Annotated in this window: 25 protein-coding genes; 21 read left to right on the top strand and 4 right to left on the bottom strand. The window is 63.8% G+C overall.

What is annotated here, in order from left to right; all coding sequences use genetic code 11:
- Positions 1 to 66 precede the first annotated feature (66 nt).
- The 15 genes from oscA to G7007_RS18320 all read left to right on the top strand — a co-directional run bounded on the left by oscA (position 67) and on the right by G7007_RS18320 (position 13088).
- Positions 67 to 249 (top strand): sulfur starvation response protein OscA, encoded by a 183-nt coding sequence (gene oscA / locus G7007_RS18390; RefSeq protein WP_060395365.1) that lies wholly within the window; start codon positions 67 to 69, stop codon positions 247 to 249.
- Positions 250 to 296: 47 nt separating this feature from the next.
- Complete coding sequence (locus G7007_RS18385) at positions 297 to 1304, top strand: sulfate ABC transporter substrate-binding protein (protein ID WP_181104068.1); 1008 nt, start codon at positions 297 to 299, stop codon at positions 1302 to 1304.
- A gap of 87 nt (positions 1305 to 1391) precedes the next feature.
- Entirely contained in the window at positions 1392 to 2210 is an 819-nt protein-coding gene (cysT, locus tag G7007_RS18380; RefSeq protein ID WP_181104065.1) for a sulfate ABC transporter permease subunit CysT, read from the top strand.
- 13 nt (positions 2211 to 2223) lie between these two features.
- Complete coding sequence (gene cysW / locus G7007_RS18375) at positions 2224 to 3096, top strand: sulfate ABC transporter permease subunit CysW (RefSeq protein WP_181104063.1); 873 nt, start codon at positions 2224 to 2226, stop codon at positions 3094 to 3096.
- A 3-nt stretch (positions 3097 to 3099) separates the two neighbouring features.
- Positions 3100 to 4089 (top strand): sulfate/molybdate ABC transporter ATP-binding protein, encoded by a 990-nt coding sequence (locus G7007_RS18370; protein WP_181104060.1) that lies wholly within the window; start codon positions 3100 to 3102, stop codon positions 4087 to 4089.
- A 231-nt stretch (positions 4090 to 4320) separates the two neighbouring features.
- A complete protein-coding gene (locus G7007_RS18365; RefSeq protein ID WP_181104057.1) occupies positions 4321 to 5124 on the top strand; it encodes an energy transducer TonB in 804 nt (267 codons plus the stop codon).
- 39 nt (positions 5125 to 5163) lie between these two features.
- Complete coding sequence (locus G7007_RS18360; RefSeq protein WP_181104054.1) at positions 5164 to 5886, top strand: MotA/TolQ/ExbB proton channel family protein; 723 nt, start codon at positions 5164 to 5166, stop codon at positions 5884 to 5886.
- A 1-nt stretch (position 5887) separates the two neighbouring features.
- Positions 5888 to 6289 (top strand): ExbD/TolR family protein, encoded by a 402-nt coding sequence (locus G7007_RS18355; protein WP_181104052.1) that lies wholly within the window; start codon positions 5888 to 5890, stop codon positions 6287 to 6289.
- A gap of 448 nt (positions 6290 to 6737) precedes the next feature.
- Positions 6738 to 7319, top strand: a complete 582-nt coding sequence (locus G7007_RS18350; protein WP_181104049.1) for an alpha/beta hydrolase — start codon at positions 6738 to 6740, stop codon at positions 7317 to 7319.
- Between the two features lie 60 nt (positions 7320 to 7379).
- Positions 7380 to 8321: a sigma 54-interacting transcriptional regulator gene (locus G7007_RS18345; RefSeq protein WP_181104046.1), complete on the top strand. Its 942-nt coding sequence runs from the start codon at positions 7380 to 7382 to the stop codon at positions 8319 to 8321.
- Between the two features lie 139 nt (positions 8322 to 8460).
- A complete protein-coding gene (locus G7007_RS18340) occupies positions 8461 to 9246 on the top strand; it encodes a MetQ/NlpA family ABC transporter substrate-binding protein (RefSeq protein WP_181104044.1) in 786 nt (261 codons plus the stop codon).
- Positions 9247 to 9534: 288 nt separating this feature from the next.
- Positions 9535 to 10974 carry a PAAR domain-containing protein gene (locus G7007_RS18335; RefSeq protein WP_181104041.1) on the top strand — a complete coding sequence of 480 codons (1440 nt, stop codon included), beginning with the start codon at positions 9535 to 9537 and terminating at the stop codon, positions 10972 to 10974.
- Positions 10952 to 11359 (top strand): hypothetical protein, encoded by a 408-nt coding sequence (locus tag G7007_RS18330; protein WP_181104038.1) that lies wholly within the window; start codon positions 10952 to 10954, stop codon positions 11357 to 11359. The genes G7007_RS18335 and G7007_RS18330 overlap by 23 nt, the downstream gene beginning before the upstream one ends.
- 151 nt (positions 11360 to 11510) lie before the next feature.
- Positions 11511 to 12074: a sugar O-acetyltransferase gene (locus G7007_RS18325; protein WP_181104036.1), complete on the top strand. Its 564-nt coding sequence runs from the start codon at positions 11511 to 11513 to the stop codon at positions 12072 to 12074.
- A gap of 78 nt (positions 12075 to 12152) precedes the next feature.
- Positions 12153 to 13088 (top strand): alpha/beta hydrolase, encoded by a 936-nt coding sequence (locus G7007_RS18320; RefSeq protein WP_181104034.1) that lies wholly within the window; start codon positions 12153 to 12155, stop codon positions 13086 to 13088.
- Here the strand turns inward: G7007_RS18320 and G7007_RS18315 are convergent, their stop codons facing one another.
- Entirely contained in the window at positions 13089 to 13841 is a 753-nt protein-coding gene (locus G7007_RS18315) for a DUF2059 domain-containing protein (RefSeq protein ID WP_181104031.1), read from the bottom strand.
- Between the two features lie 113 nt (positions 13842 to 13954).
- On the opposite strand from G7007_RS18315, the gene G7007_RS18310 reads away from it, so the two are divergent.
- Positions 13955 to 14587, top strand: a complete 633-nt coding sequence (locus G7007_RS18310; RefSeq protein WP_181104029.1) for a 2OG-Fe(II) oxygenase — start codon at positions 13955 to 13957, stop codon at positions 14585 to 14587.
- Between the two features lie 39 nt (positions 14588 to 14626).
- Here the strand turns inward: G7007_RS18310 and G7007_RS18305 are convergent, their stop codons facing one another.
- A complete protein-coding gene (locus G7007_RS18305) occupies positions 14627 to 15115 on the bottom strand; it encodes a transporter substrate-binding domain-containing protein (RefSeq protein WP_181104027.1) in 489 nt (162 codons plus the stop codon).
- A gap of 285 nt (positions 15116 to 15400) precedes the next feature.
- On the bottom strand, positions 15401 to 16630 hold the full coding sequence (gene serA / locus G7007_RS18300; RefSeq protein WP_181104024.1) for a phosphoglycerate dehydrogenase: 1230 nt from the start codon (positions 16628 to 16630) through the stop codon (positions 15401 to 15403).
- A gap of 347 nt (positions 16631 to 16977) precedes the next feature.
- Between serA and G7007_RS18290 the strand changes: the two genes are divergently transcribed.
- The 3 genes from G7007_RS18290 to G7007_RS18280 all read left to right on the top strand — a co-directional run bounded on the left by G7007_RS18290 (position 16978) and on the right by G7007_RS18280 (position 19721).
- Entirely contained in the window at positions 16978 to 17643 is a 666-nt protein-coding gene (locus G7007_RS18290) for a fumarylacetoacetate hydrolase family protein (RefSeq protein ID WP_181104022.1), read from the top strand.
- Positions 17644 to 17800: 157 nt separating this feature from the next.
- A complete protein-coding gene (locus G7007_RS18285) occupies positions 17801 to 18727 on the top strand; it encodes an SdiA-regulated domain-containing protein (protein WP_181104019.1) in 927 nt (308 codons plus the stop codon).
- A gap of 91 nt (positions 18728 to 18818) precedes the next feature.
- Complete coding sequence (locus G7007_RS18280; protein ID WP_181104016.1) at positions 18819 to 19721, top strand: SdiA-regulated domain-containing protein; 903 nt, start codon at positions 18819 to 18821, stop codon at positions 19719 to 19721.
- Between the two features lie 49 nt (positions 19722 to 19770).
- On the opposite strand, the gene rpiA is transcribed toward G7007_RS18280, so the two are convergent.
- Entirely contained in the window at positions 19771 to 20451 is a 681-nt protein-coding gene (gene rpiA / locus G7007_RS18275) for a ribose-5-phosphate isomerase RpiA (protein WP_181104013.1), read from the bottom strand.
- Between the two features lie 122 nt (positions 20452 to 20573).
- On the opposite strand from rpiA, the gene ilvA reads away from it, so the two are divergent.
- On the top strand, positions 20574 to 22109 hold the full coding sequence (ilvA, locus tag G7007_RS18270) for a threonine ammonia-lyase, biosynthetic (RefSeq protein WP_308852312.1): 1536 nt from the start codon (positions 20574 to 20576) through the stop codon (positions 22107 to 22109).
- A gap of 34 nt (positions 22110 to 22143) precedes the next feature.
- Positions 22144 to 22539 (top strand): DUF2269 family protein, encoded by a 396-nt coding sequence (locus G7007_RS18265; protein ID WP_181104007.1) that lies wholly within the window; start codon positions 22144 to 22146, stop codon positions 22537 to 22539.
- Positions 22540 to 22750 lie beyond the last annotated feature (211 nt).

Below are 22750 nucleotides of genomic sequence, written 5' to 3'. Positions count from 1 at the left end.
TATTCGCTCACGCCAGGCCGCTCTTTCTCATGCTGCCTGGCACTTCGACTCAAAGGGAGAACGAGCATGAGTGCATCACTGCGTAGCGTCGACGGTCAGGACGAAGCCACCCTCCTGCGCGAGATCCAGAACGCGCTGCGGGACCTGCGGTTCGGCGCGGTGGAGATCACCGTGCACAACGCCCAGGTGGTGCAGATCGAGCGCAAGGAAAAATTCCGTCTGCAACAGCCCGGCAACAAGTCCGGCTGATCCTGCCCCCTACCCAATTAGAACAAACGCCATCCGGGAGCTTCACCATGTCCATCCGCCGTTATGCGCTCGCCGCCTTGACCAGTGTCGTGTTTGCCGGGTCCGCCATCGCCAAGGACTACGAACTGCTGAACGTGTCCTACGATCCGACCCGTGAGCTGTACCAGCAGTACAACGCCGAGTTCATCAAGCACTGGCAGGCGAGCCACCCGGACGACACGGTCAAGATCCAGCAATCCCATGGCGGCTCGGGCAAGCAGGGCCGGGCGGTGATCGATGGTCTGCGGGCGGACGTGGTGACCCTGGCCCTGGCCGGCGACATCGACGAGATCGCCAAGCTCGGCAAGACCCTGCCGATCGACTGGCAGACACGCCTGCCGGATGCCAGCACGCCGTACACCTCCACCATCGTGTTCTTGGTCCGCAAGGGCAACCCCAAGGGCATCAAGGACTGGGGCGACCTGGTCAAGAAGGACGTTTCGGTGATCACCCCGAACCCGAAGACCTCCGGCGGCGCCCGCTGGAATTTCCTGGCGGCCTGGGCCTACGGCCTGAAGAGCGGAGGTAGCGAAGACAAGGCCAAGGCCTACGTCCAGGAGCTGTTCAAGCACGTTCCGGTGCTGGACACCGGCGCGCGTGGCTCGACCATCACCTTCGTCAACAACGGTCAAGGCGACGTCCTGCTGGCCTGGGAGAACGAAGCGTTCCTGGCATTGAAGGAAGACGGCGGCGCCGACAAGTTCGAGATCGTCGTGCCGTCGCTGTCGATCCTGGCCGAGCCACCGGTGGCCGTGGTCGACAAGAATGCCGAGAAGAAGGGCAACACCGAGATCGCCACCGAATACCTCAAGCACCTGTACAGCCCGGCTGGCCAGACCATCGCCGCGCAGAACTTCTACCGCCCGCGTGAAGAAAAGGTCGCTGCCGCGTTCGGCAAGCAGTTCCCGACACTCGATCTGGTGACCATCGACAAGGACTTCGGCGGCTGGAAGACGGCCCAGCCAAAATTCTTCAACGACGGCGGGGTCTTCGACCAGATCTACCAGGCACAATGAGCCGTGCCTGATCCACGCGATACCCTTCAGTAGCCTGCACCGGCCCGGGAATGTTCCCGGGCTTCGTGCGTTCAACCAGGGACTCTTATGTCACGACGCATTTCCCCTGTCATACCCGGCTTCGGGCTGACACTGGGCTACACCTTGGTGTATCTCAGCCTGATCGTTCTCATTCCCTTGGCGGCCATGTTCGTGCACGCCGCGCAGCTCACCTGGGACCAGTTCTGGGCCATCATCAGTGCGCCCCGGGTGATCGCCGCCCTCAAGCTGAGCTTCGGCACTGCGCTGTGCGCCGCGCTCATCAACGGCGTCATCGGCACGCTACTGGCCTGGGTGCTGGTGCGCTACACCTTTCCCGGTCGCAAGATCATCGACGCGATGATCGACCTGCCGTTCGCCTTGCCCACCGCCGTCGCCGGCATCGCCCTCACGGCCCTGTACGCACCAGCAGGCTGGGTCGGGCAGTTCGCCACCGACCTGGGCTTCAAGATCGCTTACACGCCGCTGGGCATCACCCTGGCCCTGACCTTCGTCACCCTGCCGTTCGTGGTGCGTACCGTGCAGCCAGTGCTGGCCGACATCCCGCGTGAGGTCGAGGAGGCCGCCGCGTGCCTCGGTGCACGGCCTCTGCAGGTCTTCCGCCACGTGCTGGCCCCGGCCCTGCTGCCGGCTTGGCTGACCGGCTTCGCCCTGGCGTTCGCACGCGGGGTCGGTGAGTACGGCTCGGTGATCTTCATTGCCGGCAACATGCCGATGAAGACCGAGATCCTGCCGCTGCTGATCATGGTCAAGCTCGACCAGTACGACTACACCGGCGCGACGGCCATCGGCGTGCTGATGCTGGTGGTGTCCTTCATCCTGCTGCTGCTGATCAACCTGCTGCAGCGTCGCATCGAAACCCCTTGAAGGAGGCCCGGCCATGTCCCGTTCGACCCTGAACGCCGCCACGGCGGCCAATGCCGCCCGGCGCGGCAGCGCCACCTCACGGCGCATCCTGATCTTCCTCGCCTGGCTGGTGTTCGCGCTGTTCCTGGCGTTGCCGCTGGTGATCGTCGTTTCCCAGGCGCTGAAGAACGGCTTCGGCACGTTCTTCGAGGCGATCTTCGAGCCCGATGCGCTGGCGGCCCTGCGCCTGACGCTGCTCGCGGTAGCCATTTCCGTCCCGTTGAACCTGGTGTTCGGCGTCTGCGCCGCCTGGTGCGTGAGCAAGTACACGTTCACCGGCAAGAGCATCCTGGTGACCCTGATCGACCTGCCGTTCTCGGTCTCGCCGGTGATCGCCGGCCTGGTGTACGTACTGATGTTCGGCGCCCAAGGCCTGCTCGGGCCATGGCTTCAGGACCACGACATCCAGATCGTCTTCGCCCTGCCGGGCATCGTCCTGGCGACCCTCTTCGTCACCGTGCCGTTCGTGGCGCGCGAACTGATCCCGCTGATGCAGGAGCAGGGCACGCAGGAGGAGGAGGCCGCGCGCCTGCTCGGTGCCAATGGCTGGCAGATGTTCTGGCATGTGACCGTACCGAACATCAAGTGGGGCCTGATCTACGGCGTGGTGCTGTGCACGGCGCGGGCCATGGGCGAATTCGGCGCGGTATCGGTGGTGTCCGGGCACATCCGCGGCGTGACCAACACCTTGCCGCTGCATGTCGAGATCCTCTACAACGAATACAACCACGTCGCGGCGTTCAGCGTGGCCAGCCTGCTGCTGATCCTGGCGCTGTTCATCCTGCTGCTCAAGCAGTGGAGCGAATCCCGAATCAACCGTCTGCGCCATGCCGCAGCGGAGGACTAATCCATGTCGATCGAAGTGCGTAACGTCAGCAAGCGTTTCAACCGTTTCCAGGCCCTGGACGCCATCAACCTGGACATCAACAGCGGCGAGCTGGTGGCCTTGCTCGGCCCTTCCGGGTGCGGCAAGACGACCCTGCTGCGGATCATCGCGGGTCTGGAGACCCCGGACCAGGGCAGCATCGTGTTCCATGGCGAAGACGTGTCCGGCCATGACGTGCGCGATCGCAACGTCGGGTTCGTGTTCCAGCACTATGCGCTGTTCCGTCACATGAGCGTGTTCGACAACGTGGCCTTCGGCCTGCGCATGAAGCCCAAGGGCGAGCGCCCGAACGAGACCCGCATCGCCGAGAAGGTCCATGAACTGCTGGGCATGGTGCAGCTCGACTGGCTGGCCGACCGCTACCCCGAGCAGCTGTCCGGGGGGCAGCGCCAGCGTATCGCCCTGGCTCGTGCGTTGGCGGTCGAGCCCAAGGTCCTGCTGCTCGACGAGCCGTTCGGCGCGCTCGATGCCAAGGTACGCAAGGAGCTGCGGCGCTGGCTGGCGCGCCTGCACGAGGACATCAACCTGACCTCGGTGTTCGTGACCCATGATCAGGAGGAGGCGATGGAGGTGGCCGACCGGATCGTGGTGATGAACAAGGGTGTGATCGAACAGATCGGCTCGCCAGGGGAGGTCTACGAGAAGCCGGCCAACGATTTCGTCTACCACTTCCTGGGGGATTCCAATCGCCTCAACCTGAGCGAAGGTCACCACGTGCTGTTCCGGCCGCACGAAGTCTCTCTGTCACGTCATGAACTCGAAGGCCACCACCCGGCCGAGGTGCGTGACATTCGCCCATTGGGGGCCACCACGCGGGTCACCCTGAAGGTCGAAGGGCAGAGCGAGCTGATCGAGGCCGAAGTGGTCAAGGACCATGACAGCCTCACCGGGCTCGCTCGGGGCGAGATGCTGTTCTTCAAGCCGAAGGTCTGGCAGAAGCTGACGGGCGCCTGACGCGCTTTCCAGGGTACCTGGAGCCCTTGCACGGGGGCTCCAGGTGCGATGTGACGAACGCTTCGCTGGGCCGAAAGCAGGCAAAAGGCTCGTCTTCATATATTCCTAAAAAGCCTAGATATAAGTTTAAATATTCCTTCCAGGGATAAGCTGTTGGCGTTGATGATTCAGCCATGCGCAGGCCTTCACGGCCTTCCATGAACTGCATCACGAACCCCGGGAGTTTGATCAATGGGTAATGTCCAGTCGGCCATCAGGGCCTATGACCCACCGAGGCGCCCAGCGCCTGGTGACTTGGTCGAGCTGGGACGTACGCTACGTGTACCGCTGCTGCACCTGCGTCTGCAACGCACGCCGAACAGCGGCATGAAACGGCGTGACGTCATCGTGCTGGGCCTGCTGGTGCTGGCGCTGCACGGTGCGGTCGCCTACTGGGTCTATCAGGCGCCGACGCCCCCGCTGCCCGTCGAACCGCCGAAGATTCCACCCATGACCATCGAGTTCGCCGCGCCAGCGCCGCCTGTGGTCGAGCCACCCCCACCTGTGCCCGTCGAGCCGCCACCGCCGCCGCCACCGCCTGTGGTCGATGAGTTGGCTACCAAGCCTGCGCCCAAGCCGGTCCCCAAACCTAAACCTGTGCCCAAGCCCGTACCCAAACCTGTGGACAAGCCCACACCGCCGCCTGCAAAGCCCATCCAGGCACCGCCGCCCGTGGCTGCGCCTGTACCACCGGCACCGGCAAAGCCGGCCCCTGTTACCCCGGCATCGGCCAATGCGGCCTACCTGAAGAATCCAGCACCCGACTATCCGCAGCTGGCGCAGCGTCGCGGTTGGGAGGGCACGGTGACCCTGCGGGTCGAGGTATTGCCCAGTGGCAAGCCAGGCCAGATCCAGGTCCAGAAAAGCAGCGGTCGAAACGTGCTGGACGAGGCTGCCCTGGCCGCCGTCAAGCGCTGGAGCTTCGTGCCTGCCAAACAGGGCGAGATCGCCCAGGTCGGCTGGGTCAGCGTGCCCATCGATTTCACCCTTCGTTAACTCGCACCCCTTGGAACGACCCTTCGGAGCATCATGATCATGAGTGTACTGGCATCCCCCCTCGCGTCTGTCGAAAGCGCCGTCATCTGGCTGCTGATCGTCTTCTCTATTGCGACCTGGGCACTGGCCCTGATCAAGGTCGTGCAGTTCGCCCGCCTGAAGAACCAGGACAAGCGCTTCCACAAGCAATTCTGGGCCGCGTCCAGCCTCGACGCCGCTGCCGAGCCGAGCCATGAGTTGCCAGGGCCTGCCGCACGCGTGGCGCAGTCCGGCTATGCCGCCATTGCCGTCGGCGAAACTGCCCATGGCAGTGACCTGAGCCAGGCCATCAATCATCAGGACCGTCTGGAGCGCGCGCTGCGCCAGCAGATCGTCCGCGAACGACGCTCGTTGGAAACGGGCCTCGCCGTGGTCGCCAGCATTGGCAGCACCTCGCCGTTCATCGGCCTGTTCGGCACGGTCTGGGGCATCATGGAGGCGCTCAAGGGGATCAGCGCGGCCGGCTCGGCGAGTTTGGAGACCGTCGCCGGCCCGATCGGTGCGGCACTGGTGGCCACCGGTGTCGGTATCGCGGTCGCCGTCCCGGCCGTGCTGGTCTACAACTACTTCCTGCGCCGCCTCAAGCTGACCGCCGCCGACCTCGACGATTTTGCCCACGACTTCTACAGCCTGGCCCAGAAGAGCGCCTTCCGCGTACTGGTCCACCCCGCCGCGCTCCGTGCCCAGGCAGGCTTCACCCAACCTGTGAAGGAGGCGTCCTGAGATGGCCTTTTCGACCCAGGACAGCGATGAAGTCCTCAGCGAGATCAACGTCACGCCCCTGGTGGACGTCATGCTGGTGCTGCTGGTGGTGTTCATCGTCACCGCGCCGCTGCTGACCAACGCCATCCCCATCAACCTGCCCAAGACCGAGGCCGTGGCGCCGGTGGAGCAGAAGGCACCCTTGGTGGTGAGCATCGATGGCAGCGGCACGCTGTTCATCGACAAGGACCAGATTCAGCCCGATGCGCTGGAGACCCGGCTCAAGGCAGCCAAGGGCAAGGATGCCGAGGTGCGCGTACAGCTGCAGGCCGACGATGGCGTCAATTATGGCGAAGTGGCCCGAGCGATGGCCGCCATCGAACGGGCCGGGATCACCAAGCTGGCGGTGATCACTGCACGGTGAAGGGCGTGTTCTCAAGGCAGGGTTTTGGGGCCAGGGTCGCGGTGCGGCATGGCCTCTTTTTTTGCCCGCAGTCCGGGCGTCGACGGATCGGGTCCTAGCGTTGGCCAGCCGGCGTCTATGGCTTCTCATTCCAACGGCTGATCTATGGGTCCTGCGGACCCAATCGCGGCACTGGGGCCCCCACATGGACCGCGATCACCTGTACCACAGCGGTGAGTGTTGGAGCGGCCCCTGCGCCGCGATTGGGCCCGCAGGGCCCACAAAATCAACCACTCGCAGCATCAGGCCAACCATACATGCACCGCCGTGCCCATAGACGCATCGACCTGCGATGGCAATCGTCATGTTCCTTTATGTTATTAACAAATAGCTTATTATTCCTTTACGCTCAATACAGCCTCTTTATACTGACCACCAAGCACGCAAAACCTCAGTGGAGGCGTCTCCCATGCGCAACGAATCCATTCGCTACCTCATTGTGCCGGGTTGGCAAGGATCGCCAGACAATCATTGGCAAAGTCATTGGCAACGCAGCCTGCCCAACAGCCTGCGCGTCGAACAGCACGACTGGCTCACACCGCAGCGCCACGACTGGGTACGAACGCTGGAGCAGGCCATCGATGCCGATCCCTCCCCCGTGATCCTGATCGCCCACAGCCTCGGGTGCATCACGGTCGCGCAGTGGGCGGTCCAGGCCAGTCCGCGTCTGCTGCGCCAGGTGCGCGGCGCCTTGCTGGTGGCGCCGGCCGATGTCGAGCGCCCGGCCTGTGCACCGGCATTGCGCAACTTCGCGCCGATTCCCTTGCAGCGGCTGCCTTTTCCCAGTCAGGTGGTCAGCTCCGACAACGATCCGGCCGTCAGCGTCCCGCGTGCCCTGTACCTGGCGCGCGCCTGGGGAGCGGAAACCGGACTGCTGTCCAACGCCGGTCACATCAACGTCACGTCGGGTCATGAGCGCTGGGAACAGGGCTTTGCCTACCTCTACCGGTTGCAAGGCCGCATCGAACAGCGCGGTCTGCGTCGTGCCTGAGGCGTTTTCATCCGTCGATGCCACAACGCCTGGTCATCGCGATCAGCACGGGAGTCTGTCATGAGTGTGCACCCTGTTTTCGGTCAGCCCTTGCTGACCTTTCCCGAGCTGGACAAGAGCCCGCTGAGCATTCGCGCCAAGGCCCTGGTGTTCGTCGATCCACGGTCCCGTGCGTTGCGCGAGCGGCTCGAGCACGTAGCGCGCTTGCCGCTCCCCGTGCTGATTCGCGGCGAGACCGGCACCGGCAAGGAGCTGCTGGCCCGGCAGGTTCACCGCGCCAGCGATCGCGCCGGGCTGTTCGTCTCGGTCAACTGCGCGGCCAGCAGCCCGACCTACGCCGATGCCGAGCTGTTCGGCTACACGGCTGGCGCCCAGGGCGGCACGGCCAGCAGCCGGGCCGGCTGGTTCGGCTCGGCCAATGGCGGCACCTTGTACCTGGACGAGATCGCCGACCTGCCGCTGACGATCCAGGCCAAGCTGCTGGCCGCGCTGGAGCACCGAGAAGTCACGCGCGTGGGCGCCGCCCACCCGTTGCCCGTCGATGTTCGCCTGGTGGCCGCCTCCAGCATCGACCTGTCCAAGGCCGTCGCAGCGGGTCGCTTCAACGAACGGCTGTACCAGTACCTGCACGAGGGCGAGCTCGAACTGCCGGCCCTGCGAGAGCGGGTCGGCGACATCCTGCCGTTGGCCGACTACTTCGTCGGCATCTACAGCGCGCGCCTGGGCCGCCCCCTACCGTTGATCGGCGAGGCCGCGCAGCTGGCACTCGAAGCCCATGCCTGGCCAGGCAACACGCGGGAGTTGGAAAACGTCATTCACTTCGCATTGCTGGTCGGCCAGGGCGACGAGGTGTTGCCCGAGCACCTTGGGCTGCCCGATACCGCGCCGTTGGCCAGTCTGGAAACCGCCCTCGAGCAGCTGACACAAGTGCGCGAGCCGTTCGCGGTCGAGGGCGTACGCCGTGTACTGGAGGCTGCTCTGGCACGTCTGCCAGCGGCATGAGGCAAGCGAGTTTTGATAAATCAAAAAGGAATATGTAGCCAACTAAAAGATATTACTGAGTAATAAAAATTACAGGTATTGTCCGCACACCCTTCTTTGGCTCGCCGCCTCAGCGGCATTCGTTGTGCAAGGATCTCCCATGAAGAACACCCTGCTGTTGACCGCCCTCGCTGCCGCGCTGTCCCTGAGTTCCCTGGCCCAGGCCGCCGAGAAGCTGATCGTGGCCGCGACCCCCGTGCCGCACGCCGAGATCCTCGAACTGGTCAAGCCGACCCTGGCCAAGGAAGGCGTGGATCTGGAGATCAAGGTCTTCACCGACTACGTCCAGCCCAACGTGCAGGTCGACCAGAAGCGTCTGGACGCCAACTACTTCCAGACCCTGCCGTACCTCAAGAGCTTCAACGACGGCAAGGGCACCCACCTGGAAACCGTGGTCGGCGTGCACGTCGAACCCTTCGGCGGCTACTCCAAGAAGGTCAAGAGCCTGGACGAGCTGAAGGATGGCGCGACCGTGGCCATTCCCAACGAAGGCAGCAACAGCGGCCGCGCGTTGATTCTGCTGCAGAAGGCCGGGCTGATCACCTTGAAGGATCCAAAGAACGCCCTGGCCACGCCGAAGGACATCGCCGAGAACCCGAAGGGTCTGAAATTCCGCGAACTGGAATCGGCCATGCTGCCGCGCGTGCTGGATCAGGTCGACCTGGACATGATCAACACCAACTACGCCCTCGAGGCTGGTCTGAACCCGGCCAAGGATGCCCTGGTGATCGAAGGCAGCGACTCGCCTTACGTGAACTTCCTGGTCGCCCGTCCTGACAACAAGGACAGCGACGCCATGCAGAAACTGGCCAAGGCGCTGACCAGCCCGGAAGTGAAGGCGTTCATCGAGAAGAAATACAGCGGCGCGGTGCTGCCGGCGTTCTGATGGTTGTGTGACACCTGTCGAATGAATGATCGGGGCCGCCATGCGGCCCTGATTGTTCAAGCACAGCGGTAGGTTCCAACCTAGGCGTATGTCGCGTCATCGTCGATCAGTGAGTGGCGGTGGCGTTAGAGGCTATAAAACGACGTTGCCTGTCAAAACGGTAGTGCCTGACACTTGTTGCGTAGAAATTTCCTAAAGTGTTGTGGCTCCTTTCCCAAGCTTCACACTTCTGAAGAAACTCCCTCTCTAGCCTGCTAGTTTCCAGCGTTTAGCACAGGGAACTTGCGCATGACGCGTGTGAGTCTGGATGGCAAAGGCCAGGCGGTCGATGGAGATCTCACTACCACTGGCGCGCTCTGCATCGCCAGTGGCAGATCGTATATAGCGGGTGGCCGGGATGTCCTGCGTGAGGGCGACACCACCACCGCCTGTCCAGAATGTGGCGAGCCTGGCGTCATCGTCGAGGGTTGTCCCCATTTTCTCAGCGACGATCGCATGGTCGCGACCGACGGAGCGCTGGTGGCGTGTGGGTGCCCGTCCGGTGCCAATCGCGTCGTCGCGCCGCTGCACGAGAGCCTTGGCAACGGGCGGGCTTTCGAGGCAAGCACTGCCAATGCGGGGCCAGCCACCTCTACCTCTCGATCTCTCCAGCCTCGATTGTCCCAACCCGCTTCCTTTCAACCTACCTCTTCCGAACCCATGCTCGTCGCGCCACCGGGCACGCTAGAGCCAGGGTTCTTCATCGTTCCGCGCAGCATGTCGGGTCCAGACGTTCTGTTCTATCTGTCGGACCGGCAGTTGAAGATGCCGATCGAGTACGTGAAGCGGCTGAATCCGACGTACGACGAAGGCTTCAAGGCGGGCGAGATGTTCGTGCTGGCCGATCCCGACAGTCAGCAGGCATGCAGTCGGATGGAGGCGCAGTTGATGGCCGCGGCAGAGCGTGTACGGCGACACATGTCTTCGCTGAATGTCGAGGAGGCGGACTTCATGACACGCAACTTGCCTGAAATCGCCGCACTCTTGGGCAAGGCGAGTAGCGCCATGGGTGTGGTGGAGGCGATGGCTGGAAAGATTCTGGACGACGTGTCGCGAAGTCTGAAGGCGTTATCGCAGTTGCACAGGGATGAGTTTAACCAGACGGGCAAGCTTCAAAGCCAGGCGTTTTTCGACCAGCGCAAGGCAGTACTCAAGGATCTGGAAGCTCAGTTGAAAGCTGGGTTTTTGAACAAGCGGATGGAGCTTGGGAGCTATGACACGCTACGCCGTGATCTGGGTATTTCCTCGAAAAGTCTCGTGCATCACTGGAGCAAGGCAGGTGTGGCAGGTGAGATACCGGGCTATGCAACGCATATGGATAAGGTGACGGCGATGAGTAAATATCTGCATGCAGGAGGTTATATCGGCATAGGTGTAGGTGGTGCTTCGTCTGCACTTAAAATAAAAGAAGTCTGCGCCGCCGGGCGCGATGAAGCCTGTAAGAGGATAACAATCACCGAGGTTTCGAGTTTCGGCGCTGGTCTGTTTGGAGGCGCAACGGGTAGCAGACTATCAACCCTAGCTGCCGGCAGACTGTGCCTCAGTGTTTCACCAATGCGCACCCTTGTCTGTAGCGTGGCTGTCGTAGGCGCAGGCGCTTGGACAGGTGCTTCGGTAGGGGAGTGGGCAGGCGGACACATGGGCGATTACGCAGGAGAGATTATCTATGATCATACATTTATTGACTGATTTTCTACATTCGCTTTGGGGGCTTGCCTTTGTTGCAGCGCCTTTCGTCTTTATCGTGGTCGCGCTAGGGATGGATGTGCATATTGTTCTGTCAGGTGATTTCAATATCATGTTGCGTGCATTGGCAAGAAGTCCAGCACTGTCAAGCTTTCAGGGGGTGTGGCGTGGAAACAGTCTGCGGTCGAAGGTCATGCTTATTTCTATGGTCAGCGCGTTATTCATATGGCCTAAGTACTTTATTGAAAGAGGGTGGCTGGACGTACAGGATCATGACTCATTTCCGGTAGGCCTAAGACGTAAGATACTGATCTCCGCATGGCTCAATACGATCGGATGTGTATGGCTCGTCCTGGCAGGCGGCGCCGTGAAGATCACGCGGTTATGAACGGCAGCCAAGCGCTCGTCGTTTGACGATGCGTTCGAGCTGAGGCCCTTTTGCCAAACCACATACCTGCAAAATCCTTGTGCATTCTCCCCCTCTCCACGGTCCGATCTTCGACGCCTGTCGCGCCCAGCCCTGCCTTGAAGGATCCCCCATGCAGTTGACCGAAAAACAGAAAATGCTCAGTGGCCTGCTCTACCGGCCGACCTGCCCGGAATTGCTGGCCGAGCAGACCGCCAATGCCCAGTGGATGCAGCATTACAACACCAGCGACGTGGCCAACCAAGACCTGCGCAACGGGTTGCTCGATGCGCATTTCGCGGCGGTCGGCGAGGCGGTGACGATTCGTCCGCCGTTTTATTGCGACTACGGCTACAACATCAGCGTCGGCGCGCGCAGCTTCCTGAATTTCGGCTGCGTGATCCTCGACGTGCTCCCGGTCCACATCGGCGAGGACTGCCACATCGGCCCAGGCGTGCACATCTACACGGTCGACCACCCTCAGCAGGCCGGTATCCGCCGCACAGGGCTGGAAAGCGGCAAACCCGTGACCCTTGGCAACAACGTCTGGATCGGTGGCGGGGCGATCATCCTGCCGGGCATCACCATCGGCGATGACGCCGTGGTCGGGGCGGGCAGCGTGGTGACCCATGACGTGCCGGCGGGTTCGGTGGTCATGGGCAATCCGGCCCGTGTTCGGACGGCGGAAGACGCGTAGCTACACCACCGACCTGCGCCTTGCCATCGCGCGCCCGACCGCCGAAGATGGCCGCTTCACCGTCCGTGGATGTGCCCGATGTCGCCCTCGTTCCAGCCTGATCTGCTCCGTGCGAGCCTGGCGCCCCTGGCCGAGGGTCAGCCCTTGTTCAGCGATGCCGAAGCCTACCGACGCTTCTACGGTCTGGCGCTGCCGGGGCAGAGCTGGCTGGGCGGGTTCACGGTGGCAGGGTTCGAGCTGGTCGGGCAGGTCTGGCTGCCGGTCGCGCCGGTCAAGCCGGCTGGCACGGTATTCGTCCTGCATGGCTTCTACGACCACATGGGGCTCTACCGACACGTGATCGAGTGGGCGCTGGCCCGGGGCCAGGCGGTGATCAGCTGTGATCTGCCGGGCCATGGCCTGTCGAGCGGTGCGCGCGCCAGCATCGCCGATTTCGCCATCTACCAGCAGGTCCTGGACGGCTTGCTCGAACAGGCGCGGCGGTTGGACTTGCCACGCCCCTGGCACGTCTGCGGGCAGAGCACGGGCGGTGCGATCGCCATCGACCATGTGCTGCACCAAGGGGATTCGAGTCCGATCGACGGGCAGGTCGTGTTGCTGGCGCCATTGGTCAGGCCTTCGGCGTGGCACCGCTCACGGTTGAGCTACAGCGTGCTGCGGCATTTCGTCGACGGCATCGACCGGCGCTTCACGGCCAACAGCAACGACCCAGCCTTCCTGCCGTTCCTCCAGGCCGATCCGTTGCAGCCGCGCCGTCTGCCGACGGCCTGGGTCGGCGCGATGTTCAACTGGGTCAGGTACATCGAGGCCGCGCCCAGCAGCCTGCGTACGCCGTTGATCGTCCAGGGCCAGGCCGACGCCACGGTGGACTGGGCGTACAACCTCAAGGTGCTCAGGCGCAAGTTCGAAGGCGCCCAGGTATTGATGCTGCCCGAGGCGCGGCATCACCTGGTCAACGAGCTGCCAGACATCCGGGAGCGCTACTTCACCTTCATCGGCCAGCGCCTGGGCTGATCAGCGCAGGTCGCCGTTCGCCTGGCCGACCGCCAGCCCGGCGCGGATCGCCGCCAGGGCGGCCTTGTAGTACGCCTGGCCGTCGCTGGATTCGGCAAAGGTGGAGAACGCTTCGAGCTCTTCGTCCGACAGGTCCCGGTAGACGTACAACAGGGTATTGGGCAGGTCCGTGCCGATCTGTTGCATCAACCGTTGCCGCTGCCCGTCCAGCAGCCCTTGTGCCTGTCCACCGCCGAACAGGCCAGGGATCATCGAGCTGAGGCTGTCGGCGGCGACCCCGGCGATGGCCAGGCTGACTTCGGCCCCGGCTTCGCGAGCGGGCAGGGCGTCGATCAGGTGGCCGATGGTCAGCAGACGGTTGTCGCTGGCCTGAACTTTGGGCAGGCCCTGGGCGTTGCGGGCCAACTGGTCCTTGCGCGTGGCCAGCCGCTCGGCGGCGACGATCTTGCGGCCCAACGGCGACTCGAAGAAAGCCAGGGCCGGCGCCGGATCGGGCAGGTGGGCGCGCAGTTGGGCCTGGGCGCGCCTGTCCATGGCCTGGGGCTCGAAGCGCTGGCTGCTGTTGGTGATCAAGGCCTGGTACACCGCCGGTGGCAGGCTGTCACGGTAACGCTGCTGGGCGGCGTCCAGCGCATCGGTGAAATGCGCGCGCTGCTCTGGCCAGCCGGCCGCCTTGTACAAGGTGGCGAGGCTGTCGGCCCAGGCAGACGTCATGCAGATCATCAGCAGAAACGAGTAAAACACGCGGCGCATTCAGGACTCCTGTCGGCAGGGCGCTATTGTCCGTGGCACGGCCCGGCTTTGTCGAGATGTCCGCGTGCGGTGGCGCCAAGTAGCACTGTTGGTTTACCTGGCTTCTGGATACTATGCGCGGCATGCACATCTCTCCGGATCATCCCACCCTTTCGCTGATCGTCGACGACCTGGTCGAACACGGTTGGTCGCAGCAGCAGCTGCCTGTGACTCTCGACCTGCTCGAGGGGCTGGCGTTCGAGTGCAGGCAACGCGCGGCCGACGGAGCGTTGCTGCCCGCCGGTGTCGGGCGCGGTGCGGCGCAGGAAGTGCGCGAGGGGATTCGGGGGGATCAGATTCAATGGATCGAGCCGGGCCAGTCGAGCGTCTGCGACCAGTACCTGGACGTCATGGACCATCTGCGCCAGGCGCTCAACCGGCACCTGTTCCTGGGGCTGGAAGAGTACGAGTGCCATTTCGCCTTGTACCCGCCAGGCGCCTTCTACAAGCAGCACCTGGACCGCTTTCTCGACGATGATCGGCGCATGGTCACCGCCGTGCTCTACCTGAACCAGGACTGGCAGACAGAGCAGGGCGGCCAGTTGCGCATGGTTCTGCCAGGCGGCAGCGAGCACGATGTGTTCCCGACGGCAGGGTGCCTGGTGGTGTTCATGTCGGACGCGATTCCGCACGAGGTGCTGCCTGCCACGCGCGATCGCCTGTCCCTGACCGGCTGGTTCAGGCGGCGCGGTCAAGAGCCGTTCTGAGCCCTGGGGGCGCTCCTGTCATTGGCCCCCTAGAGCGCGTCACTGCTCGGCGGTGACCTCGAGCGGCACCTTGAGCCACTTCGCTTCCAGCGCGGCCAGGCGGCCGTCGGCCTTGATTCGCTGCATGGCATTGGTGACGGCCGACTCGAAGGCCGGGTTGTCCTTCTGGAACGGAATGGCCAAGGCCTGATCATCGTAGGGCTGGCTGACGTCCACGGCCGAGCCCTCGGTCGTCGCCGGCTTGGCCTGGTTCAGGGCCATGTCGTACTTGCCGCTCTCGATGCCGCCGAGCATCGCGTCCGCAGGCGTTTCGATGATCGAGGCGCGCACGTCCAGTTCCTGGGCCAGGGCCTGGCCCAGCTCGACCTCGAAGCCCGTCAGTCGCTGCGCCTGCTTGAAGGCATACGGCGGGGTGTCGGCCTGCACGGCGATGCGCAGCTCGCCCCGGTCATTCACTTCGTCCAGCAGTTCGGCCTGCGCCAGTGGGCTGATGAATGTGGTCAACAGCAAGGCTGTGGTCAATCGCATGAGAAGGCCCCTTCGTGTTCGGCAAATAGATGACGGTTGCCGAGGCTTTTTATCCTTCGCCCCGGTCAAGCGCTGGGTCTGACCGCAAGTTAAGCGCAATGTTTGAGGGCGACACGCGTTTTTGTCGAAGCAGGGCCGGGAAACGGCCGACGGAGGCAGTGGGCGAGCAGATGAAAGGTGCGAAGAACGGCCGATCGGCACCGGTGCCCAGGCCTTGACGACGAAGGGCCGGGGGTCATCGACCACCCGGCCCTTCAGGCAACCCCTCGTGCGAGGGGCCGCAGATCAGAACAGCACGCGCGAACGGATGGTGCCCTTAACCTGTTGCAGCTTCTCCTGCGCCAGGTCGGAGTACTCGGCGTCCACGTCGATCACCACGTAACCGACTTTCTCGTCGGTCTGCAGGAACTGGCCGGAGATGTTGATCCCGTTGTCGGCGAAGACCCGGTTGATTTCGCTGAGCACGCCCGGGATGTTCTGGTGAATGTGCAACAGACGGTGCTTGCCCGGATGCGCCGGCAGGGCCACTTCGGGGAAGTTGACCGACGAGACCGAGGTGCCGTTGTCGCTGTACTTGACCAGCTTCTCCGCCACTTCCAGACCGATGTTGGCCTGGGCCTCGGCGGTCGAGCCACCGATGTGCGGGGTCAGGATCACGTTGTCCAGGCCACGCAGCGGGCTTTCGAACTCTTCGTCGTTCGAGCGTGGTTCGACCGGGAACACGTCGATGGCTGCGCCGATCAGGTGCTTGTCCTTGATCGCGGCCGCCAGGTGCTCGAGCTCCACCACGGTGCCACGGGCGGCGTTGATCAGGATGCTGCCTTTTTTCATGGCGCGGATCTGCGCTTCACCGATCATCCACTGGGTGGACGGCAGTTCAGGCACGTGCAGCGACACGATGTCGGCCAGGCCCAGCAGCTCGTTCAGGCTCGGGACCTGGGTGGCGTTGCCCAGCGGCAGCTTGGTCAGCGGGTCGTAGAAGTAGACCTGCATCCCCAGGCTTTCGGCCAGCACGGACAATTGCGTGCCAATCGAGCCGTAGCCGACGATGCCCAGCTTCTTGCCCCGGATCTCGAACGAGTTGGCCGCGCTCTTGATCCAGCCGCCACGGTGGCACGAGGCATTCTTCTCAGGGATACCGCGCAGCAGCAGGATGGCTTCGGCCAGCACCAACTCGGCCACCGAGCGGGTATTGGAGTAAGGGGCGTTGAACACGGCGATGCCGCGCTCACGGGCCGCGCCCAGGTCCACCTGGTTGGTGCCGATGCAGAAACAGCCGACCGCGACCAGCTTCTTCGCGCAGTCGAAGACCTCTTCGGTCAGCTGGGTGCGCGAGCGGATGCCGATGAAGTGCGCATCGGCGATCTTTTCCTTGAGCTCAGCCTCTGGCAGCGAGCCGGTGAGGTACTCGATGTTGCTGTACCCGGCAGCCTTGAGAGTGTCCACTGCGTTCTGGTGGACGCCTTCGAGAAGAAGGAACCTGATCTTGCTCTTGTCGAGAGAAGTCTTGCTCATCTGCGTAAACCTGTGTCCCGGAGATAGAAAATGGCAGGGAGGTGAAGCGGCGCGGCATCGGCCTTAGCACGAACAGCGGGAGCGCAATGCTAGCATACGCGACCTGCTCTGAGCCGATTCCGACAGGTGAAGCGTGCTCAGGCTGGCCATGAATGTTTCGAGGGTTCCGCCCAGCCTCCACGCTCACGCCATCGCAGGCAAACCTGACCCTACAGGCCTCGTGACAGCCGTTCTCCGATGCAAGTCGCCTGCATGAAGGTGATCAAGACCGTATTCGATCCGAACGGCATGAATCCGGGTAAGATCTTTGCTCCCGAATGACAGCCGCGTCGGCACAGGAGTCAGCAATGAGCTACAAGCACGCGTACGTGGACGGCACCCCCATCCATTTCCCGCTGGGCAAGGTGGTGTGCATCGGTCGCAACTATGCCGAGCATGCCAAGGAGCTGAACAACCCGGTGCCGAGCGAGCCGCTGCTGTTCATCAAGCCCGGCAGTTGCACAGTGCCGTTGAACAGCGGCTTCCGCATCCCGACCGAGCGCGGCTCGGTGCACTACGAGGCCGAAATCGCCGTACTGCTTGGCAAGTCACTGTCGACCCAGCCCAGCGAAGAGGAGGTACGCGACGCCATTTCCGGTTTCGCCCCGGCGCTGGACCTGACCTTGCGCGACCTACAGGCCAGGCTCAAGGAAAAGGGCCTGCCCTGGGAGCTGGCCAAGAGCTTCGACGGTGGCTGCGTGTTGCCGCCGTTCGTCCCGGCCAGTGCCTTCGGTGATCTAACCGACATCGGCATTCGCCTGAGCATCAACGGCGAGGTCCGTCAGGACGGCAGCAGCGCCTTGATGCTCAATCCCATCGTGCCGATGATCCAGCACATGGCCGCCCATTTCTCCCTGCAAGCCGGCGACGTGATCCTGACCGGTACACCGGCGGGTGTGGGCCCGTTGAACGTGGGCGATACGCTGGTGCTGGAACTGCCGGGCGTCAGCCGCTTCGAGAGCCGTGTGCTCTGATTCCCTCCTGGCGGTGACGGTGTACGTTCGTCACCGCCGGCTTCACGGCCAATCGTCGGTTTTGCCGTTTTTTTCACATCGTTTGCGGATAATCACGCGGCAGACTTTTCACGCTGCCCTTGTGCAGCGTCTTCGGCAAGCTCCCAGGAACACGTCCATGCCCGTTTTCACCCGCGCCCTTTCCTCGTCCAAGGCCAAGGCTCGAACGGCCCTGCGCTGGCCGCTCGGGCTGGGACTCGTGGCGCTGATCGCCGGCGGCCTGGCGGTGACGATGCACTGGGACGATCGCGCCTTGCTCTGGGCCAAGGAGTACTTCGAAAGCCCAGCCGAGCGCCAGGAAAGCACCTGGCTGCCCGATTACCAGGTCGACATCGACGCCAAGGTCCTGCCGGGCATGGAGGACGACGAAGCGTCCGACCTGGCCTACGACCCGACCACGCGAACGCTGTTCTCGGTCATGGGCAAGAACCCGTTCCTGGTCCAGCTGACCTTGGACGGCGAGGTCCTGCGCAAGATTCCGTTGGTGGGCTGGAGCAACCCGGAAGGGGTCGCGGTCCTGGAGGACGGCCGCCTGGCCATCGTCGACGAGCGCCGACACGACCTGGTGGTGGTGCGGGTCGACGCGCAGACCACGTCCCTCGACCGTGCCGATTTCCAGGCCCATGACCTGGGCGACGCAGACAAGGGCAACAAGGGCTTCGAGGCCGTCGTCTGGGACCCGCGTCGGCAACGCCTGATCATCGGTGAGGAGCGTCCGCCACGGCTGTTCGCCTGGAACAGCGACGGGCATGGCAACCTGGTCGGCGAGAAATACCCGCTGCCCAGCGACCAGCTCGACCTGCGCAACCTGTCGGCCACCGGCATGGACCCGCGCACCGGGCACCTGCTGGCACTGTCGGCCAACTCGAACATGCTGCTGGAGCTCGACGAGCAGGGCGGGCAGGTCAGCTTCATGACCCTGCTGGGCGGTTTCAACGGTCTGCAACAGACGTTGCCGCGCGCCGAGGGCGTGGCCATGGACGAACAGGGCACCCTGTACATGGTCAGCGAGCCCAATCTGTTCTATCGCTTCAGTAAAGACTGACCCTATCATCAGATTTTACGGATGATGGCATTAAGCTTTATTTCAGCAGTCGTGGTTAGATTCGTCTTTCCGAACTCGAGTCTGACTTTCCATGCGCCGTCTGTCCCGCCCTTTGCTGCTGCTTGCCAGTCTTGGCCTACTGGTCCTGATCTTCACCGCCCAGGAGTTTCGCCTGTTCGAACGCGGCTGGTTCAACGTCAAGACCTGGTGGCGACCGGCCGAGCAGGGCATGGCCTTGCAGCACTATCGCGTCACCGTGGAGGGCAAGGTCATCGAAGGCCTGGACGACGATGTCTCGGCGCTGACCTACGATCCCGACCGCAAGACCTTGTTCACCGTGACCAACAAGCGCTCCGAGCTGATCGAGCTGGCACTGGACGGCCGGATCCTGCGGCGTATCGCACTGGTCGGTTTTGGCGATCCGGAGGCCGTGGAGTACGTGGGGCGCGACAGTTATGTGATCACCGATGAGCGTCAGCAACGGCTGATTCAGGTTCGACTGCAGGATGACACGCACACGCTCGACGCCAGTCAGGCCGAGCAACTGACCCTGGGCATCGGCCTCAACGGCAACAAGGGGTTCGAGGGCCTGGCCTATGACTCGGTGGGCAAACGGCTGTTCGTCGCCAAGGAACGCGACCCGATGCTGATCTACGTGGTCCACGGCTTCCCGCACCGGGACCCGGCACAGCCCTATGCCGTGCAGGTGGCTCAGGACCGCAAGCGCGATGCGCGGCTGTTCGTGCGCGACCTGTCGAGCCTGCAGTTCGACGAGCGCAGCGGTCATTTGCTGGCGCTGTCCGATGAGTCTGGGCTGGTGATCGAGCTGGACGAGGAGGGTAAGCCCCTGAGCACCCTGTCGTTGCGTCGAGGGTTCCAGGGGCTGCAGCGGACCGTACCTCAGGCCGAAGGCATCGCCATGGACGAGCGCGGTACGTTGTACCTGGTCAGCGAGCCGAACCTGTTCTACGTGTTCGAGCCAGGCCAGCTTTGATCCATGGGCCCTTGGCGCCTGAAAGCATCCGAGGGCCCGCAGTGGCGCTTCAGTGCGTGTCCGCGCGCAGCGTGCGAACGCCGTCCGCGGTGCCCAGCAGCAGGACATCGGCAGGCCGCGCCGCGAACAGGCCATTGGTCACGACGCCGACGATGGCGTTGATCTGGCGCTCCAGGGTCACCGGGTCGGTGATCTGCAGGTTGTGCACATCGAGGATGACGTTGCCGTTGTCGGTCAGCACGCCTTCGCGGTAGACCGGATCGCCACCCAGCTTCACCAACTGACGGGCCACGTGGCTGCGGGCCATGGGGATGACCTCGACCGGCAACGGGAAGGCGCCCAGCACCGGAACCAGCTTGCTGGCATCGGCGATGCAGATGAAGGTGCGGGCGACCGCGGCGACGATCTTCTCGCGGGTCAGGGCGGCGCCCCCTCCCTTGATCAGGTTCAGGTGCTCGTCGCTCTCGTCGGCGCCATCGACGTAAAACTCCAGCTCACTGACCGTGTTGAGTTCGTAGACCGGAATGCCATGGGCTTTCAGGCGGGCGGCCGTGGCTTCGGAGCTGGCGACGGCGCCGTCGAAGGCGGTCTTGTGCTGGGCCAGGGCGTCGATGAAGCAGTTGGCGGTCGACCCTGTGCCCACGCCCACGATGCTCTTGGCGTCGAGCTGGGGCAGGATGAGGTCGACGGCGGCCTGGGCGACGGCCTGTTTGAGTTGGTCCTGGGTCATGCGGGCTCCGGTGGGGCAAGCGTCTGTCAAAGGCGCTCATTATAGCGCCACGCGTCGGTAAAACCTCGGCTTTGCGATGGTCGTCGCGGCGAGCGCTACGGTAGACTGCCCGCTCTCGTCCCGTGGCCAGTGATGCTTTCCCGATGCTCGAACAGTACGTCAAGAAGATCCTCACCTCGCGCGTCTACGATGTCGCCGTCGAAACGCCCCTGCACAGCGCCGGACAACTGAGCAAGCGCCTGGGCAACCAGGTCCTGCTCAAGCGGGAAGACCTGCAGCCGGTGTTCTCCTTCAAGATTCGCGGGGCTTACAACAAGCTGGCCCAGCTGAGTCCCGAGGAGCTGGCGCGCGGGGTGGTCACCGCCTCGGCGGGCAACCACGCCCAGGGCCTGGCCCTGGCGGCACGGGAGCTGGGCATCAAGGCGACCATCGTGATGCCCAAGACCACTCCGGAGATCAAGGTCGAGGGCGTGCGCTCCCGGGGCGGCAAGGTGGTGCTGCACGGCGACTCGTTCCCCGAGGCACTGGCCTATTCGCTGAAGCTGGTGGAGGAAAGAGGCTTCGTCTACATCCACCCCTACGACGATCCCCATACCATCGCCGGTCAGGGCACGGTGGCCATGGAGATCCTGCGTCAGCAGCCTGGTGCTCTCGACGCCATCTTCGTGCCGGTCGGCGGTGGCGGCCTGATCGCCGGGATCGCTGCCTACGTGAAGTACCTGCGCCCGGAGATCAAGGTCATCGGCGTGGAGCCGGACGACTCCAACTGCCTGCAGGCGGCCATGGCCGCGGGCGAGCGCGTGGTCCTGCCCCAGGTCGGACTGTTCGCCGACGGCGTGGCGGTGGCGCAGATCGGCCAGCACACCTTCGAGATCTGCCGTCATTACGTCGACGAGGTGATCACGGTCAGCACCGACGAGATCTGCGCGGCGATCAAGGACATCTACGATGACACCCGCTCGATCACCGAGCCTTCCGGGGCGCTGGCGGTGGCAGGCATCAAACGCTATGTGGAGCTCAAGGGCGCCGTCGGACAGACCCTGGTGGCGATCGAGTCGGGCGCCAACGTCAACTTCGACCGCCTGCGCCATGTCGCCGAACGTGCCGAGCTGGGTGAGCGGCGCGAGGCGATCATCGCGGTGACCATCCCCGAGCGGCCGGGCAGCTTCAAAGCCTTCTGCGAGGCGATCGGCAAGCGTCAGATCACCGAATTCAACTACCGCTACCATGCCGCGGGCGAGGCGCACATCTTCGTCGGCGTGCAGACGCACCCGGACACCGACCCGCGCGCCGCCCTGGTCCGGCACCTGGGCGAGCAGGGCTTCCCGGTGATCGACCTGACCGACAACGAGCTGGCCAAGCTGCACATTCGCCACATGGTCGGCGGGCATTCGGCCGGCGCGGGCGACGAGATGGTGCTGCGCTTCGAATTCCCCGAGCGACCGGGGGCGCTGTTCAACTTTCTCAACAAGCTGGGCGGGCACTGGAACATCTCGATGTTCCACTACCGCAACCATGGTGCTGCCGATGGCCGCGTGGTCGCCGGCTTGCAGGTTCCCGAGGAGGAGCGCCACCTGGTCCCGGAGGCCCTGGCGAAGATCGGCTACCCCTACTGGGACGAGACCGACAACCCAGCCTATCGGCTTTTCCTCGGCTGAATGGCGATCTGGCTGATGCGCGAGGCCTGACGGCATGGACCTTCTGACCGAGCTCGGTCACGTGCACGCCGTGGCCATGGCGCTGTCGATCGGCAGCGCACTCGGCCTGGCCTGTGCCCCAGGGGGCGTGGGGCGTGCCGATCATGAGGGGCGGTCGAGGCGTTGGCTGCGTGTCACGAGTTGGCTCGTGCTGCTCGTGAGCCTGGCCGTGCTGCCGTTCACCGGCTGGTGGCTGGTCCATCTCAACGGCTGGCCGCTGGGCCAGGCCTGGGTCCTGGGGTCCAGCGTGCTGTACACCGTCGCGCTGTGCGGTGTGATCGGGTGGTACCTGTGCCGGCCGACGCGTGTGGGTACCCAGCGGGTGCTGGCCGTGGGCCTGCTCGGGTGCTGCGTGGCGATGGCCGTGCTGATGGTGATAGGCCCGGTATGAGGGTCGAGCGCTGACGGCTCTGAGTTGGACCTGTTGATTCGGCGTGGCGGACTTTACGGCTCCTGCGGCGCCGATCGCGGCACTGGGGCCGCTTGTATGGTAGGACTTGAAGGGAGGAGGAGGGACTAGATCCGCTTCTGACTGTTCGCGCAGTACAGACCGTGGGAGATTTCGCCCCTCCTCCCTTCACCCAAGCGCCGATAAGGAATGC

The organism is Pseudomonas entomophila (assembly GCF_013523125.1).
Classification (GTDB): domain Bacteria; phylum Pseudomonadota; class Gammaproteobacteria; order Pseudomonadales; family Pseudomonadaceae; genus Aquipseudomonas; species Aquipseudomonas entomophila_B.
This window is presented reverse-complemented; position numbering and strand designations above follow the sequence as displayed.